This window comes from Desulfuromusa kysingii (assembly GCF_900107645.1).
Classification (GTDB): domain Bacteria; phylum Desulfobacterota; class Desulfuromonadia; order Desulfuromonadales; family Geopsychrobacteraceae; genus Desulfuromusa; species Desulfuromusa kysingii.
This window is the reverse complement of the sequence record NZ_FNQN01000006.1, coordinates 1-19068: the sequence shown is the minus strand read 5'-3', so window position 1 is coordinate 19068 and position 19068 is coordinate 1. Positions and strand designations below refer to the sequence as shown.

Below are 19068 nucleotides of genomic sequence, written 5' to 3'. Positions count from 1 at the left end.
AAAATCAGGCTACATGCACAATTCTGCAATAAATAAACTATTTAATCATAATCATAATAATAGCCGCTGGTCGTTTTAAAGAATACACGCGCGTCGTTATATACAACGCCAAGCAAGTTATGATCCTTAAACTCTTCTAAAGCTTTAACCACATCATCTTTATTGGCCTTTCCTTCTCTGACAACAAATAATGTTGCATCGAGGAAACTTGCCAACACTCCGGCATCTGCAAATGGGTGAGAAGGGGGTGTATCAAAAATGACATAGCGCTCAGGATAACGATCTTTTAGTTCGTGGACAATCTCCTTCATCCGATTTGAAGACAGCATATCCAAGGGGTCTCTGACGGCTTCACCAGCAGGAAGAATAACTAATTTCCCAACACCAGTCTTTATTAATGCTTTCTCTATCGGTAAATTATCTCGCAAACAATGAACCAAACCAACTTTTGGGTTAATATCCAGATATTTATGCACTGATGGGCGGCGCAAATCAGTATCGACTAACAAAACCGTATGATCCTGTTCTTTAGCTAAAGAGATAGCAAGGTTCAGAGCTGTCATCGACTTGCCCTCTTCACTGGCTGTGCTCGTCACCATAATTGTATTTAAAAATTTATCACCTTTGGTCAAAGCAATAACGGTTGACCGCAGCTTATTGAATTCTTCAACAACAATGGTTTTTTCATCCCGCGCAGTTGCCAACATAAGATGATCTATCTTAAGCGGAACAACATCAAGCAAAGAATTGATCATGTTCTTGACTGTTTTGGGACGAATCGGTGCAGCGTCATCTACTTTATTTCGCAGAGTAGATTTATTTTGATTCACCCTAGTCCGTTGACTGGAGACTTTTTTTAATGCTTCTTCGATTCGACTCATAATCCAGAATGCCTAGCGTAGATAAATTTCATAAACAAACACACCTGCAAAACCCAGAAAATAGACTCCAGCAGTAAAAACGACGATGAAATCAGTTCGCCAAACTTTTTTGGCGATTGCAGGATCAACAATATTTGGCACAACGGCAAGAACATCAATTCCAAGACCTTCAAATACGCTGACGTCCCGAATGCGATTATCCATGGATTCAAGCAGATAGATGACCCCTACGCCACAACCAAGCCCCCCAGCGACAGCAAGAAGAAACATCTTCATCATATTTGGAGAAACAGGAACCTCTGGTAATACAGCGGCGTCAACAATACGAAAAGTTGCAGCCTTATTGCCAATCTCCATTTGTTTAGAAACTTCGGACTGACTCATTCGCCCAAGCAACTCATCATAAACATTGCGGATAGAGTCTCTCTCTTGGACAAGAATGCCAAGCTCTTTGCGTGCTGTTGGCACTTCCCGAAGTTCACTTTCTCGCTTGGCAATGGTTTTTTGTAAATTAAGTTTTCTGGCCCCTAAAGATGAGAGCTCCGCATCAAGTTCAAAGACACGCCCTTGCAAGTCCTGATGTAATGGGTTCAATGATGTCAAACGCGTACGTTCAGGCTTACTTGCATTGTTATTAGGCTCAGTGAGTCGCTTTTTCAGAGTGTCAATCTCTGATTTTAATCTAATCACTTCTGGATAGTTATCTGTATATTTGAGGAGAAGGTTGTTTAAGCGGCTTTCCATCTCCGCAAGACGATTCCCTTCAGCACTTTCACTGACCATATCAATCGTTTCTGGGAGGGAATCAAGCTGGCTTTGAATTTGTTTTTTTCTGGCTAATAGGGTGTCTTGGTTCAACTCTATGGTTTCAATCTGATTTTCCAATTCCCTGATATTAGCTAGAGTCGCACCCTCGTTAACAGAAAAATAAATTCCATTTTTCTTTCTAAAATCGATTATTTTATCTTCTGCAGCCTCGAGCTTGGCCTTAAATATCTCTATTTGTTCATCTAGAAATCGGTTAGCACCATAAGTTTCCTCCCTTTTTGCTGAAATATTTTCTTCAACATAGGTCCCAACAAGAGTGTTCACGAATTTCTGCGCAAATGAGGGGTCTTTATCTACCAAAGAGAGGGTAAAAAGCTCTTGTCCACGGATTCTCAAGTTGATCCGCTTAATTAAACCAGAGATATAATTTTGTTGCTCGGCAATCGGCTTAGCAAAGATTTCTGATCCAACCTCTTCCAACGTTTTCGTCACCAGATCACGACTGAGTATCGCATAGCGAAGAACGCGAATTCGATCATTAATATCAGGAGAAACAGCGATGCCACGAACCAAACTATCAATGACATTTCGCTCAATAAATACAGTCGTATCGGCGCTATATTTTTTAGGCAAAGTAAAGCTGTAGACACCGATAACAGTCATCACCATCAACGCGACAAAGACAAACAAGTATCTATGCCGATGAAGAGCACGAAGGTAACGGAGTAATTCTTTAAAGTTTTGCATAGATCAAAAAATCCTAGAAAATACTTTCTTCGACAATAACATAGTCACCGGGCTTTAAAGCAACATTGGCGGAAATATCTTTCCCTTTTGTCACCTTTTTAAGATCAATTTGATGTTTGACCTTATCTTTGCCGATAACAAAGACGCTTCCTTCTTTGGCGAATTCTGTAAATCCACCAGCGGTCAGGATAGCATCCATAACCTTCATTCCTTCATAAAATTGGAGACTTTGTGGCGCTGTGACTGCTCCCATAACATAAACAATATTGAGTCGGTTACTTGGGATAAAAATGATATCCTCAGCTTTAAGCTGAATATCCTGAGACATATCACCTTCAAAATAAAGACGATAAAAGTCGGTATTTATTTTCTCATTGTTCCGGGAAAGATAAGCTCTTCGCAAATCAACTGTTGACAAGTCTCCGAGTTCACTTAGTAATTTAAGCAGTGATGTCTCTTTTGTCATATCAAAAACGCGAGACACGCCCCCCCCGGTGATATAGACGCGATTATTGATAATCTGTTGCACCGAAACGGTTACTATCGGTTGCTTGATATACTCTTTCATCTTGGTAGAAATGGTTTTACTCAAATTTGCCGGTGTCGATCTGTCTGCCAAGACATCGCCGACAGCAGGCAAAGTGATTTTTCCATCAGGTCTGACGGTGACAGAACGACTCATCTCAGGAACCCCCCAAACGGAGACCTCTAGAACATCTCCTTTACCAATTAAATAATCTGCGGCAGCTGCAAAGCCAGAAAAGCTCCCCAGAGTCAATGACACAATAAAACAACTGAGCACTATTTTTTTCAACTATCGACCTCCAAAACCCGTCAAAACAACACGGATCGTATCAATTATAATTTTGAAATCGAGAAAGACAGAGTAGTTTTTAATATAAAACAGGTCATAACGCATTTTTTCAAGAGCATCTGCGTCCGAAGCTCCATAAGGATAACAGACTTGAGCCCAACCCGTAACACCTGGCTTCACAAAATGTCGGATGGAATAAAAAGGGATGGTTTCCTTTAATTTTTCAACAAACGCCATCCGCTCAGGGCGAGGACCGATGAAACTCATGTCCCCCTTAAGAACATTATAGAGTTGTGGAATTTCATCCAGACGAGTTTTGCGTAGAAACTGACCAATACGCGTCACCCGGGGATCATCTTTTTGTGCCCATACAGCTCCGGATTGTTTCTCTGCATCTTGCCCCATCGTACGAAATTTATAAACAAAATATTCTACTTCATTTTCACCAACCCTGAGTTGCTTATAAAACACTGGGCCGGGTGTATCCAACTTGATAATGACGGCCAGAACAGGAAAAAGAGGTGAAGAAAGGAGCAGACCAATAACCGAGAAGACAATATCATAAATACGCTTATAACCACGCATAAATGGGGTCATCCGAAAGCTGTGAGTATAGACAAAGGCACTTGGCTGCATGTTTTCAATCAGCAGACAGCCTTTGACTTGTTCGAAGTACGTGGTCGCTTCAACTATTTCAATACCGCGCAACTTACTCCGCATAAATTCTTTGAGTGGTAAATTACCACGTCGTTCATTGAGCGCCACAACTAACTTTTGAGGTCTGTAGTCATGGATGAGGCTATCAATCTCTTTAATATTTCCGACGATCAAAGCCGGGTCAACTTCAGGGTCCCTTTCAGTGCAGGAAACAAAGCGGACAAAACTATGAACGTTCTGGTCTTTGGGCACGATTTCAGCGATACTTTTTGCCAACTCCCCGGCACCAACAATCAATATTCTAGTTGCAAATTGTGCTGAGTGTGAAAACTTACGGATCAATAATCTCGACCCATATTGAGCACAGCAGAATAAAACCAGAGAAATCAGCAAAATCCCCCGTCCAATTTGTAAAAATGGGAGCAAATAGAAGAGCGCTGAGAGGAGAAAAAAACTCCCCACTCCTGTTGAAAGAACCCGATAAAACAGAAATTTCCGACTAACAAATTTTTGTCGCTCGTAAAGCTCAAATAGGTATGAGAAAAAAAACACGACACACAAGCAACTCAATACCTCGAGAATACTCCAGGAAAAGAGACTCTCAGAAATGGTAACATGACCAAACCGAATCAGATAAGCCCCTGCCAAGCAAAGATAAGCCATACAGATATCGATTATGATAATAAAATATTTCGCTCTGACCATCATAATTCAATGACTCGTTATAATGTGTTTAGTAGCTCTTCGGCTTGCTGAAGCTCGCTCTTATCACCAGACGCGATCACTTCTTCTAATAAGCCTTTAGCAATGGAATCCTCTCCGGTTTCAATTTTTGCCATTGCTAGATGCAGCGTTACCGCAGCAACACCAGGGAGGAGATCATGAGCCTTTTCGAGTAAATTGGATGCATCCTCAGCACGACCATTCTTAATCAGGGCATATCCTAGAGTGTCCATGATCCGGGGATCATTAGGCTGCAACCGGTACGCATCCATAGCGTAGTTAAGCGCCTCCTCTTCTTCGCCAAAATTGTCCATCAATAGGTAGGCGAGATTATTTAATGCCGAGGTGCTTTTGTTATCAAACTTTATCGCGGACTTATAATACTCCAATGCGGCCCCTTTATCACCATGACTTTCTTTCAAAAAGCCGAGCGCGGAATAGGCTGGGGCAAAACGTGGCGCCGACTGAATTATCCGCTGATAAAGTTGTTCCGCTAACTGTGATTTATCATCTTGCTCAAAGGTTCGTGCTAGTTGCATTTGCAATCGTAGCGGATGAGGCACCGTCGCAATCCCCTGTTGCAAAATCTTTACCGCCTCTTGTTTTTTTTCTTGTCCTGCTAAAAAAAGAGAAGAGAGTAAATAAGGGTATTCCTGGTCACCGTCTGAGGATAACACTTCTGAGATCAACTTATCTGCTTTGGCTGATTGACCGGATGAGAGATAGAGGCGGACTAAAAGATTATTGCCGCGCTCAGCTGAAACACCTGACAATTCAATGTAAGCTGTCTCAGCATCATCCCACTGTTGTTGCTGCAAGTGCAGCCCCCCCTTGAGCTCCAATAGTGGCATAGAATCTCGAAAAGATTGCAGACCACGGTCAACAATAGCTAGAGCTTCTGCCGTTTGTTTTTTCTTCAACTGATACTGAGCAGCAGCGACGAAGCCAGATTCAGTGCCCGTAGCTTCTATCTGCCCATACATTTTGTCGACGTCAGAAACTTTACCTTGGACATTATACAATGCGGCAATACCCAGTAATGCCCTAAGATTTTTACTGTCGGCAGAGATTACTTGATAATATTCAGCGATAGCTTTTTCATAATTTGATTGCGAGGCGTAGTAGGAGGCAAGGTTAAAATATGGGGTTAAATAATCGGGGTTAGCCTGTTTTGCTTTCTCCAGCGCAGCCAAAGCCTGTACTGGTTTTTTTTGCGAAAAATAAGCTGCAGCCAGATAATTGTTTAAAAGGGCATCGGCCTTGGATCCATCCATCCCATCTTGCAAGCTCTGTACTGCCGCTGAATAATTTTTTTGTCTAAGATAATGAGTGACCAACATCAGACGCCCATTCAAGACTTCGGGAGCAGCATCAACAGCCTTGACCAAATCAGCTTCACCTTCCGCCCCCTGCCCTTTTGCCAAATGAAAAATTCCGCGTTTCAAATGTGCATCAGCTAAATCCGGATCTAAATCTGTTGCAGTCTCAAGTTCAGCCATCCCTTGATCATATTGGCCATCTGCGAGATAGGCGCTTCCTAGAATGTTATGAGCGTACGCATTATCTGGATTTGTCCGGAGAACTTTTTGAACCTCAATGATAGCGTCATCAAGACGTTTTTGTTTGAGCAACGTCATTGAAACAAGAATTCTGGCCCTCTCAAAGCTCGGATTAAGATCAAGTGCTTTCTGAAATTGGTTCAGAGCAATCTCATAATTTTCCAATCCATAATAACTGAGACCTAAAAAGAAATAGGAAAGGAGATGCTGCTGCTTTTTCAATGAATCCTCTAAAGCGATTTTGGCTTCTTCATACTTCTCCTGGCGATATAACAAAAAACCGTTTAAACGTGATCCGTCTGAACGATCAGGAAAACTGGATAGAAGCTTGTCAATAGAAGCCTGTGCTGCGGCCATATCGCCAAGATCCATCTGTAAAATGCCTGACATATAGATAGCTTGAAGCTGCTTTGCATCCACCTGAATAATATTAGAATAAGCAGTAAGGGCAGCCTCACGATTCCCTTGACGCGTCTCAATGGAAGCCAGCAAGTAGTAAGCTTCGATCAGCTTATTATCAATAGAGATAGCTTCCTGCAGATATTGCTTCGCTATGACGAAATCTTTCTTCTGCAAATAAACCTTTGCTAAATTCAAACGGGGATCGATCGCAGTCGAATCAAGTTGTAAGGCTTTTTTGAAAAATTGTTCAGCAGAATCTATATCTCCGGATGCACCATGTGCTCGGCCATATAAAACTAACGACTCAACTGTCTCATGGTTATTAGAGTGGTATTTATCGAGTTCAAGAAGCGCTTTTTCGGGTAATTTTTGGTTAATATAGATGGCTGCCAGTTTCAACAATAAATCAGTTTGTGAGGGATTTTGCAGCAGAACTTTTTGAAATTCTTTTTCTGCCCGATCAAAATTTTCTGAGCTTAGATAGGCTTCCGCCAACCCAATGCGAGCATCGAGATAGTTGACATCTTTTTCCAGGGCATTTTTATACAGAACGACAGCACCACGAAAATTTCCTTCAGCACTTAGTCGGTTTCCTTCTAGCAATAATTCTTCTTTGGATTGTCCCCCACAAGAAACGATAAAAAGGAGAATAATTAAAATTAAGAGTCTTTGCATAGCCCCCACCTTCTGGAAAGTGTTTGTATTAATAAGAAGTCTTAGGACAAAACATATTAAAAATATGTGATTTTTAAATATAAACAGCGTCCATTACAGAACATGTAAGTTAAACAGAATACAGTAAAAAAGCAAGCAGGCTTTAGTTTTTCTAACCGAACGAACACAAAAAAAGGGTGGTGCCTTACGCACCACCCTTTCTCCATTTTAATGTGTCTTTTGGCTTATGATTTACGACGCTTCAAGAAAGCGAGACCAACAAGACCAGAACCTAGGAGGAGGAGGGTTGCTGGTTCTGGAACTGGCGCTATGTCAGAAATACCTACAACCATGTCAGTAAAGTCCTGGTCACCGCCACTCCATAAATCTTCCGCGGCAAGAACATAATTTGAACCCATAACTTCCCACGCAGCATTATCACGAGTATCAAAAGTCAAGAAATGATCATATTGATCAGCATTGAGTGAAGTATGGGTGTAAAAAGTTTGACCATTATTGGTAGGGCTAGTCAAGTAGAACCCAAAGCGATTATCACTAATGGCAATAGAGTTGTTACTTGTAGAGACGCTACCACCTGTAAAATCAAATGTGACCGTAGTCGTAGAGTTCAAAGGATCTTGATTGTCATCCCAAAGACCCTGGGCAGCACCATTAAAAATCTCCAAAGTGTTATCAGCAACTACATTTCCTTGCGTGTCAAAGGAGTAAGTATACAAACCAAAAGTGTTTGTATTTTGATACCCCGCAAACTCAAACATTAAGAAAGCGGTTATATCATCTCCACCCGTAAAGCTAAACGCCTCATCACCAGTATCAGAATAGTTTCCAGCACTCGTAACAAGCTGATTAGATGAAACAGTCAAAGCCATTCCGTGTGTTGAAGTAAGCAACAAAGCAATAGTCAATAATAGCAATTTAATTCTCATTTGTAGACTCTCCATTTGCCTCTGATTGAGGTATAAGCGGTATATTCATATGGTACAAGTAAATTTTACTGCACTATAATGTATTACATCAATTGACTAACGCACATATTGTACCAAACCATAAGTGCTTGATTTACAATCATTTATTTTCAACAAATAGACGATGTAAATTTTTCCGACATTTTTTTCAAAAGTCCTATTAGAAGAGATATATAAAACAAAAAGATTGCCATCACTTAAGGTTCGTGAACCTTAACCATTGCAATTTCTTTAAAAGATCATTTATGCAGCACTATACACCAACCAAAACCCACCAGCTATGACCAGTAGTCCGCAGATCCGTTTGATCCAGATTGTCCCCTTAGAACCTTCAGTCCAATTGAGATAGCGTTGTACTTTTTCAGTAAAAGTTCCGGCAAAGACAATGACGGCACAATGGCCGAGACCATAAGCAAGCAACAGGAGAGCGGCAAAAATCATGCTGTTGTTCGCCTCGGCGAATGCAACCCCGAGGACCGGTCCCATAAATGCGAAAGTACAGGGTCCCAGCGCCACACCAAAAACCAACCCTAGGATAAAGGCCGCAAACATTCCTTTACGGCCCATATTGATCTGTCCAGGGCCAGACCATGGCATCGGGATAACACCGAGAAGGTGAAGGCCGAAGAGGAAGAATATAATCGCCACCGACCAATTACCGTAAGGGCCGAGATCTCCCAACATTCGCCCAGCCAAAGCGGTCAATAATCCGATCAAAGCAATGGAGAGAAGGATACCGATAGCAAACAGATTTGATATGACAAACGCTCGACGTGTACTCATGCGCCCTTGGCCATCGATAAACCCAACAATCAGGGGGATACTCGCAAGATGACAGGGCGAAAGGAGAATACTCAAAACACCCCACCCTGCTGCCGCAGTCAGCGCAATCAAAGGAGTAGCATAGACAGCCTGGCTGAGGCTTGTCATCAGTTGTTCAACCATCAATTATGACCTGTAAATTGGTAACCTAACTCCTGCCATTTATCCAAAATCTCATCACGGGAATAAAAACCAGTGTGGCGGTAGAGTTCGTCCCCATTTGCAGCGAAAAAAATCTGGGTAGGAATCATGCGGATTCCATAGCTTGCCGCTGCGTTTCGATTCTTCCATGCATCGATAAATTCAACCTCCATTTGACCGGAGAAATCATCTTTAAGTTGCTCAAGAATGGGTGCCATTTTAATACAAGGAATGCACTTGTCAGCTCCGATATCAATCAATTTTGGCAAGTTGTTTGCCATGACGGTTGTCGCCAACAAAAATACCGACAGCGTTATTAAAATAATTTTCTTCATTATCAACCTCATCCAATCATTTTCTCAATATCAATGACACTCGGCACTTTACCGGTCACCAAAACTTTGCCATCAACAGCTAACCCAGGTGTGGTCATGACTCCAAAACTCATGATCTGGTTGATGTCGGTGATCTTTTCAAGTTCATAGGTAAGCCCGAGGCTGTCGGCAGCCTGTTTGGTGTTCTCAGCAAGTTTCTGGCATTTGGCACATCCGGTTCCTAGAATTTGTATTTTCTTCATAGTCTGACTCCTTGTAATTGATGTTCAGTTAAAATATGGATCCGTATATTAACCCACTGATGGTGGCCATCACCATCACCAACAGGACAAAAACGATGGTTTTTTTGGTCCCCATGACACTGCGGATGACGAGCATGTTCGGCAGAGAGAGAGCAGGTCCTGCCAGGAGGAGAGCGAGGGCGGGACCTTTACCCATGCCAGCTCCCATGAGTCCCTGCAAAATAGGGACTTCGGTGAGGGTGGCAAAATACATGAAGGCACCGAAAACGGAGGCGAAAAGATTGGCAAATAGTGAGTTTCCGCCAACCAACGAAGCGACCCATGCTGATGGGATCAAACCTTCATGACCGGGACGACCGAGGAGAACTCCGGCGATTAAGACCCCGATTAACAGTAACGGTAGGATCTTCTTGGCAAAGTCCCAACTTTCATTGAACCAGTCACCCATTTCACCGTCACGGGTGCTTTTGAGGTTACTCAATGTTGACAATCCAATAACCCCAAAGGTGAAGGCCAAAGCGGGTTGATGCGGGAGAATGATCGCAGAGATCACAGCTGGTAGCGATGCTAGCACGATGCGGACGATACCGAGCCGGAACCAGGTGGCAAGCATGAGGGCTAAGGCGACAGAAAATCCGCTGGTAATAATCCATTTGGCTGCGTAGATATCATGCCATAGTCCGCTGGCTGCTTCAGTTTTTCCCCAGTTGGCAAAAACCAGAATCCCGACCATGCTGGCAAAGTAGAGGGCGGTTTGCCACAAGGGACGGCCATCGTCCTCGGCTCCCATCATCGGCGCGGCGGCGGCCTTCTCCTCTTCTTCATGACGGAAAAAGAAGTTCATGGCCAGGCCGATTACGATGGCGAAGATGACGGCACCAACGGCCCGCGCAATCCCCATCTCTGGACCGAGGATTCGAGCCGTCAGAACGATGGCGAGAATGTTAATCGCTGGACCTGAATAGAGAAAAGCACAGGCAGGACCAAGACCAGCGCCCATGCGGTAGATCCCAGCAAACAGAGGTAAAATAGTGCAAGAACAAACCGCGAGTATAGTTCCGGACACAGACGCAACACCATACGCCAAGACTTTATTGGCCTTGGGACCCAGGTACTTCATCACCGCCGATTGACTGACAAATACGGCCACAGCTCCAGCAATAAAGAAGGCTGGAACCAGACAGAGGAGCACATGCTCTTGAGCATACCACTTGACCAGATAAAGGGATTCGATGATTGCCCCTTGAACTCTGGAACTTTCTACCGGTAAAAAGAAACACGCACCAAAAACAGCCACGATCCAAAACAGCGGCTTCCATTCATTTTTCCAATTCATAACGATTGCCTTATTGGCTAAATAGCCAACCTTTCAGATAAAAAATTTTACATTCTAAGAATGTTAAGATGTGAAGAATGATCCTTCACCTGAGCCTCGAGAACGGACTCGACACAACCAAAAAAATTAAGGATACAAGGGACACGTAACCGGTAAAACACCTGATTTCCACGTTTTTCATCAATCACCAACCCAGCTTGCTTCAACACAGATAGGTGTTTAGAAACCGTTGAGATGTCAGCGCCAATCATCTCGGTTAATTCACAAACACAGCGCTCACCTTTTGACAATTCTTCAATCATGAAGAGTCGACTGGGATGCGCCATTGCCTTGAGAACTTTTGCTCTGGCTTCCAGATGTTTTCGAGTTTCTATCTCCATTTGCTTCTCCCTAAGTACTTGGCAATATAGCCAAGTAGATTCACGCTGTCAATATAATTTTATAAAGAATCTAAGAATGGTGTCGTGGACTGACAGTCACAGGGAAAACAGAGTCACTTAATTATGGTGACACAAATGACCTGCCAGGCAATGCAGACAGGACAATGTTGTCGTTGTCCTGTCTGTCAAAAGGCCTAACCCATTGCAATCAGGGGACGAACTTCGGTGACATCGAAAACCACTCCAGCAACAATCCCATCTGCAGCAGCTGCACCTGCAACCTCAGCTATAACTTTTTTGACACGGTCAAGAATTGAACCTTCTTTTTGAATCTCACGAACTTGCAAATAGAGCCTATAACCAGGTGTGGTAAAAACAACCGGGCTTTCAGCGATACATAAAAATACTGCAAGGGGGTTTTCCGCTAAATTCTGCAAAGTGCGGTTGTTTCCTAGTCCCATCACAATGGTTCCATCCTCTGTTAGCTGAGGGCTGCCAAAGTAAGCGACATTGGGTTGTCCCTGTGTATTCGCTGTAGCAATTGTCCCGATATAGCCGAGAGTATTGACAATTTCCAAAATTTTTTGATCAATTTTCATCTTTAATCCTCCTGTGGAGACAACGTTATTGGATCGGCAATAAAAAAGCAACTTCCACAATACCCAACGGATAATCATTGCCCGGGATCGGCCGTATACTCCCGGAGACTAATTCCAATCCAACTTTGCAGATCTTTTTAATCGCATAATCCGCTGGTATGATTGGTCAATTCGCTCTTCTCTAAGGGTTCCATTGCGGATCAGATCTTTGATAACAGCAATGGCACGCGGTACCACCTGTTCATCGTAGTGGAGATTGTTACCAAAAACCAAAATGTCGATCCCAGCGGCTAAGGCTTTGCTAATTGCAACATCAAAACCATAATAATCGACAATTGCCCCCATCTGCATATCATCAGAGATAACCACTCCCTCAAAACCAAGTTGTTGACGCAAAATACCGTGAATAGTTGCTTTTGAGAGAGTTGCGGGATATTCACTGTCGAGTTGGCGGTTAAAAACATGCGCCGTCATAATCACATCGGCTTGACCTGCGGAGATAATCTGCTGATACGGGAGAAGCTCACGCGCAGACCAACTCGCGCTCACATCAGTCAAACCGAGGTGTGAATCGCTACGCGAACTACCATGCCCAGGAAAATGTTTGAGTGTCGTCAAAATTCCATGCTGATGGTGCGCACGAATATAATGAAGGGCGTGTTCAGCCACTTTTTGCGGATCAGCAGAAAAGCAACGTTCGTATTTGGCAATAACAGGGTTATCAGGGTTGCTGCACAGATCAATGACGGGAGCCAAGTTGAGACCAACCCCAATGTCAGCCAAGGTGCGAGCTAACTTAGCCGTCTCGGTCAAGGTGCGAGATAAATCGTCCTGTTGCCCCAGTTCCATGTGTGAACAGGTCGCAGGAAATCCGGTTCTCTCGTTCAGGCGAGCGACATGACCACCCTCTTGATCAATAGCGATTAATAAGGGGCGGATTGAAACCTGTTGCAGACTCGAAATCAGGGCTTTAACTTGTGGTGGTGAGACAATATTTCGTTGCCATTGTGCATTGATAACATCGTAATCAAACAGAATCACCCCACCAAGATGGTATTTTTGAATATCCCTAACGATAAAATGATTTTCATCGACCGTCGCCCCACGAAAGCCAACCATCAACATCTGTCCAATTTTCTCATCCAAAGATGGAGATGACGGAGAAGGCATGGTCTGAGAATAAGCAGTAAAGCGAGTTACAGGCAAGAAAACAACCATAAAAATCAATAAAAAGCGTATCAAACACCTGCAGCTCATAAATAGATTTTATCCCCATAAAAAACAAAAAGCAGCATACGACAATGGCATCTGCCACTGTCGTACCTGCCCTTGTAAAAGCGTGAACGCATTGACTCTACCTGTCACGACAAGATGTTCAACCACCTGCATTACCGCGGCACTTAGAGAACCTAGTAAATAACGGAACACCTGAATCACAGAGCTTCAAGCACCGACGGCAGCGTATCTTTGGCGTCACCGAACAACATGCGCGTATTGTCTTTGAAGAATAGCGGATTCTGCACACCGGCATAGCCCGTTGCCATGCTCCGTTTCAGAACGATCGACGTTTTGCCTTTCCAGCACTCGAGAACCGGCATGCCGGCCAAGGCGCTGTTGGGGTCATCAATAGCTGATGGGTTGACAATATCGTTGGCACCAATAACCAGAGAAACATCAACCTTGGGAAAGTCAGCGTTAATTTCATCCATTTCAAAAACGATGTCGTACGGCACTTTTGCTTCAGCCAATAATACGTTCATCTGTCCAGGCATGCGCCCGGCAACTGGATGGATTGCGAACCGCACATTAACACCCTTGGCTTGCAAAGTGCTGGTGATCTCAGAAACGATTTGCTGCGCTTTTGCGACGGCCATTCCATAACCAGGAATAATCATCACTTCCTTGGCATTGCCAAGCAGTTCGGCTGCTTCAATCGCAGTCACCGCTGACACTTCGCCTTCCTGTTCACCACTTGCAGCGGAGACTGTTGTCCCTCCGCTAGAGCCAAAGCCACCGGCTATTACCGACAGGAACTTGCGGTTCATTGCACGACACATTATATAACTCAAAATTGCGCCGCTTGAACCAACCAGCGCACCGGTCACGATCAACAGATCATTATTCAGCATAAAACCGGTCGCTGCTGCCGCCCAACCTGAATAGCTGTTGAGCATGGAGATGACAACTGGCATATCGGCACCGCCAATTGCCAAAACCATATGGATACCGAACACCAGCGCAAATCCTGTCATGATTATCAACGGGAGCATGCCGCCACCAGCGGCAGATTGAATAACGAATTCCCTGCCCAACCAAATGACTGAGAGGAGCAATCCAAGATTGAACCAATGGCGGCCTGGTAAGGTGAGTGGTTTGGAGCCGATACGACCGGAAAGTTTTGCGAAGGCAACAATTGAACCGGAGCATGTGAGCGCTCCGATCAGGATGCCGAGGTAAGTCTCGACGTCATGGACCGTCAAATAAACACCCGTCATATGCACGGAAGTATCTGCAAAATTCGCATAACCAACCAGCACAGCTGCCAGCCCAACCAAACTGTGAAGAATGGCAATAAACTCGGGCATTTCCGTCATCTGCACCCGTTTGGCCAACAGCAGTCCGATACTGCCACCCACAACCAGAACGGTCAGTAATTCAATATAGTGATTTGTGACTACACCAAGGACGGTTGCCAACAAGGCGATGACCATACCTGTGATGCCATACCAGTTACCGCGACGTGCAGTTTCCTGGTTGGAAAGGCCGCTTAAGGCCAGAATAAATAGAACGATAGCCGCGATATAAGAAGCGGTCACAACACCTGAGCTAATCATAATAATCTCACTTGTGAAACATATCGAGCATACGACGCGTCACGGCAAAGCCACCGACGATGTTGATGCTGGTTATTAAAAGGGTGCACAAGGCAATCCACTTGATCATGCTGCCTGTACTGCTGACTTGAATGAGCGCGCCAATAACGATGATGCTAGAAATAGCGTTGGTGACACTCATGAGTGGCGTATGCAATGCTGGTGTGACATTCCAGATCACCATATAACCAACAAAACAGGCAAGCACAAAGACAGTAAGGTGCTCCATGAGGTCAGGCGGTGCGACTGAGCCAAGACCGAATAAAGCCAGCGCGGCAATGCCAATGGTCAGAATCGGCCCCCATACGGACTTCTTCTTTTCAACGGCAACCGGTGCAGGTGTAGGTGCAACCTTTTTCGGCGCTGCTGAGAGCTTAGGAGCGGGCGGCGGCCAGGTGGTTTTGCCACCGGTACACACCGTCGCACCTCGAATGACCTCATCGTCCATGTCAATAAGAATCTCGCCATTTTTTCCCGGCGTCATATCGGTGATCAGGTTGTACAAGTTGTTGCTATACAACTGGCTTGATTGTGTCGCCATGCGGCTCGGGATATCGGTATAACCGATGATTGAAACGCCATGTTTAACAACGACTTTTCCGGGTTCTGTTAATTCACAGTTCCCCCCTTGCTCGGCGGCCAGATCTACCACCACGCTACCAGCTTTCATCGACTTGATCATCTCAGCAGTAATGAGCCGTGGCGCCGGTTTTCCCGGAATCAATGCGGTGGTGACAATAATATCGACATCCGCCGCTTGCTCTGCAAACAATGCCATTTCGGCCTTGATGAACTCGTCGCTCATCACTTTGGCGTAGCCGCCTTCACCGGTCCCATTCTCGTCTTTGAAATCAAGCATCAGGAATTGAGCGTCCATGCTTTCGATCTGTTCTTTGACTTCGGGGCGCGTGTCAAACGAGCGAACAATCGCTCCCATACCTCTCGCGGTGCCGATGGCGGCTAACCCTGCCACTCCAGCTCCTATCACCAGCACCTTGGCGGGTTGTACCTTACCTGCTGCCGTGATCTGCCCAGTAAAAAACCGGCCAAAGTGCTCCGCAGCTTCAACAATAGCGCGGTAGCCAGAAATATTTGACATCGAGCTCAGCGCATCCATCTTCTGCGCACGCGAAATCCGCGGGATGCAATCCATTGCGATGGCTGTTATGCCACGATCAGTCAAGTTCTTTAACAAATCAGGGTTCTGTGCCGGCCAAAGAAAACTGATTAGAGTTTGACCCGATTTCAGTCGCTTAACCTCGTCGCCCTCGGGTGCTCGTATTTTAAGTACGACGTCGGATTGGGCCCATAGGTCATTAGCCGATCCGACAATCTCACAGCCAGCAGCGGCATACGCATCATCTGTGTAGCTGGCCGCAGCTCCCGCCCCAGCCTCAACGGCGACACTGAAGCCCAACTTTGACAGTTTGGCAACCACTTCTGGAGTCGACGCCACACGTCGCTCCCCTTGATGAATTTCCTTTGGAATTCCGATCTTCATTTACTAAACTCCTGCCTCAAGTACTATTGGGCGGTGTCGCCCTCATCATTCACCAGCTCGCTGCCGGTAACGAATTTCGATGTATTTAATGCATCGATTGTAACCTCAACGGTAGCCAATCCCGCCGTTGATTATGATGGTCTGCCCCAAGATGCAGCATTTCTCTAACAGAATTGCCTAATGGAATTGCATTTCTCCGCCATATCCCAGATAACAAAATATCATTCATAGTAATATCTTCTCTATTAAGTTTAATCCCATCGTCTCCAACCTTCAAGTCGATTTCAAATAAAGTATTAGTATGTGGTGCTTAAACAATATCGGGGACGCGGGAAGTTGTTGTTTGGCTCAGCATTTGGTAGATCCACCACATAACGCCATCCCCCAATTCGTGTATAACGATACAAATACGGCGAATACACATCCACATTTATGCTTGAGTATACTTGCACAGTTTGCTAACTAGTAACTTCTTGTCGTCGATTGAGTTTTGACGGTTCACATCGAGGTGAAGGTAAGACATGGTTTGTATCCTTTTCTAAAATATTTCACGACCGACTATCAATCAGACAGAGAAAAGTCTATCAAGCAATCCGGGGGCTTATCCAATAAAGCAGGGCATTTCGAAAAAAATGATGATATATTTATGTGGTTATCAATTTTGCCAACTGCAGAGGATTTTCTCCCCAAACACGGCAAGAGCACTTTTCAGACATTCATCAAACAGGACAAATCCATGATGCCATGCAAATTGATTATTCTTTCTGCCTTACTGGTGGCTTCTATCTCCACAGCATGCAGCGGTACAGGAGGTCACAGGATGGCGGCGTCAATTCATAACGTATCGGCCACTGAACACACCCCCCTTAAGGAAGCTTCTATTCTGCAAACCTGGAGTGGAGATTATCCTGTGGCCCAGCTGAGTCGGTTACCGGTCGAACATGTTCAATCTGCGGTTGGCTTTGTTAGAGATAAGGCCACTTTCGCCGCCGTTTGGGAGGCCTTCAAGCCAGGTGAAAATTTGCCTGAAGTCGATTTTGACAAAAACATCATTGTCTTTAACCGCAACGTCGATTTTTATAACCGTACCAACATCATCAAGGTGACCCTCAAAGACGGTGTGGCCGAGGTCCTTGCCATGGAGACCAGGTCGGCGCGACCAATTGATGATCGGGCGGCTATGGCACTTGCGGTGATACCGCGTGACGGAGTGAAATTTCTCCGAGTTGGCGCGGAACTGGTTGCCGTGAGACAAAAATGACCCTCTCCCTTTTTTTCAGTTTGCTGTTCTTCCCTTTTCTTTTTGGCTGCGCACCCCCCCCATGACGTCGGTCGGAGAACCGTTCATGCCGAAAGGCAGAATACGTCAACTCCAGAAAGCGGCACTTATCAAATTGAGAATAAGTGGGTTCACCTTACCGACGGTCGTGCAGAGACGGAAACGATTATCGGCTCCCTCTCGAAATCCGTCACCACCCTATTCTCCCAACCTATTTATGGCGACCTAGACGGAAATAATGAAGCAGATGCGGCCCTGCTTCTGGTCCGGCAAGAGGGTGGAAGCGGGACATTTGTTTATGTGTCTTCAGCCCTCAATGTGGGCGGAGATTACCAGGGAACCAATGCGGTGTTTCTTGGAGACCGGATTGCACCGCAAAGTGTCGAGATCCGTTCCGGCAGCATCATTGTTCTTTACAAAGACCGACGAGCCGACGAGGCAATGGTCACGATGCCCTTGATTAGTAAGACAAAACGTCTTTCTTTTGAGGCTGGCCGACTGAAGGAAATCTTTCCTGCCGATGAAGACAATCAGCTTGAGCAGGGATGGGTAACGATCGGTCACGAGGTCCGATCGTTCCTACCATGCCGGAAAACGGAGCAGCACTGGTTGCTCGGAGACTCGCCGGCACTACCGGAGATCATGGCGACCTACCAGCAGGCGCTCTCCGATTTCCCTCCCTATCCCCCACTGTTCATGATGCTGGCCGGAGTTTCTGCACCGCTCCCCGAAGACGGTTTCGGAAATGACTACGAGACAGCATTCCGCGCCAACCAGTTAGTGGAGGCCGATCCCCAAGGACACTGCCGCAGCGAGTTTATTGTGGTAGAAAGCCCCGCACCAAGCCAGCACATCAATGCGTCGATCAAAGTGGGAGGAAAAGCTAGGGGCTCTTGGTATTTCGAAGGAGATTTCCCCCTGTTACTGACCAATGCTGCAGGACAGGTCCTCGCCCAGGGATTTGCCACGGCGCAGAGTCCATGGATGACCAATGAGTGGGTTCCCTTCACCGGAGTTCTTGGGCTCTACCTCAAAGAAGGGGGATAAAAAGATCCTGACCTGAAAAAAGGCATACCAAAGAATTATGGTATGCCCCATAAATTGATCAAATTTCCAACCAAAGAAAGGAGATCAATCTATGGAAAGATTATTAACAGGATTAGTCGATTTTTCAATCAAAAAGGTCATCAGCGTCAGGCCTGCTCGATTGGAAGTTGTTTACAACAGAGAAACCTGTTGTCCCCAATGCGGGAGTTTGAGAAAAAGAATCAAGGCGAGTTTCTGGCGAAAGATTAACAGCACCCCACAGCAGGGGCACCCTGTTACCTTGCTTGTTTATTGCCATAAATATCACTGTAAGCAATGCCAT

General features: G+C 45.2%; 18 protein-coding genes. 2 read left to right on the top strand and 16 right to left on the bottom strand.

All coding sequences use genetic code 11. The annotated features are described in order from the left end of the window. Positions 1-41: 41 nt before the first annotated feature. From BLU87_RS10385 to BLU87_RS10315, 15 genes are all read right to left on the bottom strand, one after another. Positions 42-830: an XrtA-associated tyrosine autokinase gene (locus BLU87_RS10385; RefSeq protein WP_245706455.1), complete on the bottom strand. Its 789-nt coding sequence runs from the start codon at positions 828-830 to the stop codon at positions 42-44. A gap of 63 nt (positions 831-893) precedes the next feature. Beyond that, entirely contained in the window at positions 894-2396 is a 1503-nt protein-coding gene (locus BLU87_RS10380; protein ID WP_092347859.1) for an XrtA system polysaccharide chain length determinant, read from the bottom strand. A gap of 13 nt (positions 2397-2409) precedes the next feature. Next, on the bottom strand, positions 2410-3210 hold the full coding sequence (locus BLU87_RS10375) for a polysaccharide biosynthesis/export family protein (protein ID WP_245706453.1): 801 nt from the start codon (positions 3208-3210) through the stop codon (positions 2410-2412). Next, a complete protein-coding gene (locus BLU87_RS10370) occupies positions 3211-4530 on the bottom strand; it encodes a TIGR03013 family XrtA/PEP-CTERM system glycosyltransferase (RefSeq protein WP_245706465.1) in 1320 nt (439 codons plus the stop codon). A gap of 59 nt (positions 4531-4589) precedes the next feature. Next, positions 4590-7226, bottom strand: coding sequence for an XrtA/PEP-CTERM system TPR-repeat protein PrsT (prsT, locus tag BLU87_RS10365; protein WP_092347856.1), 2637 nt, complete (start codon positions 7224-7226; stop codon positions 4590-4592). A gap of 224 nt (positions 7227-7450) precedes the next feature. After that, positions 7451-8152: a DUF4114 domain-containing protein gene (locus BLU87_RS10360; protein WP_175498351.1), complete on the bottom strand. Its 702-nt coding sequence runs from the start codon at positions 8150-8152 to the stop codon at positions 7451-7453. Positions 8153-8434: 282 nt separating this feature from the next. Then, positions 8435-9136 (bottom strand): cytochrome c biogenesis CcdA family protein, encoded by a 702-nt coding sequence (locus BLU87_RS10355; RefSeq protein ID WP_092347851.1) that lies wholly within the window; start codon positions 9134-9136, stop codon positions 8435-8437. Next, the gene (locus BLU87_RS10350; RefSeq protein ID WP_092347848.1) at positions 9136-9489 is read right to left on the bottom strand and encodes a thioredoxin family protein; all 354 of its coding nucleotides are present in this window, start codon (positions 9487-9489) and stop codon (positions 9136-9138) included. The genes BLU87_RS10355 and BLU87_RS10350 overlap by 1 nt, the downstream gene beginning before the upstream one ends. Positions 9490-9497: 8 nt before the next feature. Beyond that, a complete protein-coding gene (locus tag BLU87_RS10345; protein WP_092347845.1) occupies positions 9498-9731 on the bottom strand; it encodes a thioredoxin family protein in 234 nt (77 codons plus the stop codon). Positions 9732-9759: 28 nt separating this feature from the next. Next, positions 9760-11067: a permease gene (locus BLU87_RS10340; protein ID WP_092347842.1), complete on the bottom strand. Its 1308-nt coding sequence runs from the start codon at positions 11065-11067 to the stop codon at positions 9760-9762. A gap of 47 nt (positions 11068-11114) precedes the next feature. Continuing rightward, on the bottom strand, positions 11115-11447 hold the full coding sequence (locus BLU87_RS10335; protein ID WP_092347839.1) for an ArsR/SmtB family transcription factor: 333 nt from the start codon (positions 11445-11447) through the stop codon (positions 11115-11117). A gap of 194 nt (positions 11448-11641) precedes the next feature. Continuing rightward, the gene (locus BLU87_RS10330; protein WP_175498350.1) at positions 11642-12046 is read right to left on the bottom strand and encodes a pyridoxamine 5'-phosphate oxidase family protein; all 405 of its coding nucleotides are present in this window, start codon (positions 12044-12046) and stop codon (positions 11642-11644) included. A 108-nt stretch (positions 12047-12154) separates the two neighbouring features. Further along, a complete protein-coding gene (locus BLU87_RS10325) occupies positions 12155-13252 on the bottom strand; it encodes a glycoside hydrolase family 3 protein (RefSeq protein ID WP_217637492.1) in 1098 nt (365 codons plus the stop codon). Between the two features lie 227 nt (positions 13253-13479). Beyond that, on the bottom strand, positions 13480-14880 hold the full coding sequence (locus BLU87_RS10320; RefSeq protein ID WP_092347830.1) for an NAD(P)(+) transhydrogenase (Re/Si-specific) subunit beta: 1401 nt from the start codon (positions 14878-14880) through the stop codon (positions 13480-13482). Positions 14881-14887: 7 nt separating this feature from the next. After that, on the bottom strand, positions 14888-16420 hold the full coding sequence (locus tag BLU87_RS10315) for a Re/Si-specific NAD(P)(+) transhydrogenase subunit alpha (RefSeq protein ID WP_092347827.1): 1533 nt from the start codon (positions 16418-16420) through the stop codon (positions 14888-14890). A gap of 736 nt (positions 16421-17156) precedes the next feature. On the opposite strand from BLU87_RS10315, the gene BLU87_RS10310 reads away from it, so the two are divergent. Both BLU87_RS10310 and BLU87_RS10305 read left to right on the top strand, forming a co-directional pair. Further along, on the top strand, positions 17157-17681 hold the full coding sequence (locus BLU87_RS10310) for a hypothetical protein (protein ID WP_139167533.1): 525 nt from the start codon (positions 17157-17159) through the stop codon (positions 17679-17681). Positions 17682-17999: 318 nt separating this feature from the next. Beyond that, a complete protein-coding gene (locus BLU87_RS10305; protein ID WP_175498349.1) occupies positions 18000-18746 on the top strand; it encodes a Gmad2 immunoglobulin-like domain-containing protein in 747 nt (248 codons plus the stop codon). Positions 18747-18870: 124 nt separating this feature from the next. Here BLU87_RS10305 and BLU87_RS18005 read toward each other — a convergent pair. Then, the coding region (locus tag BLU87_RS18005; RefSeq protein WP_092347818.1) for a hypothetical protein at positions 18871-19068 on the bottom strand (198 nt) is incomplete at its 5' end.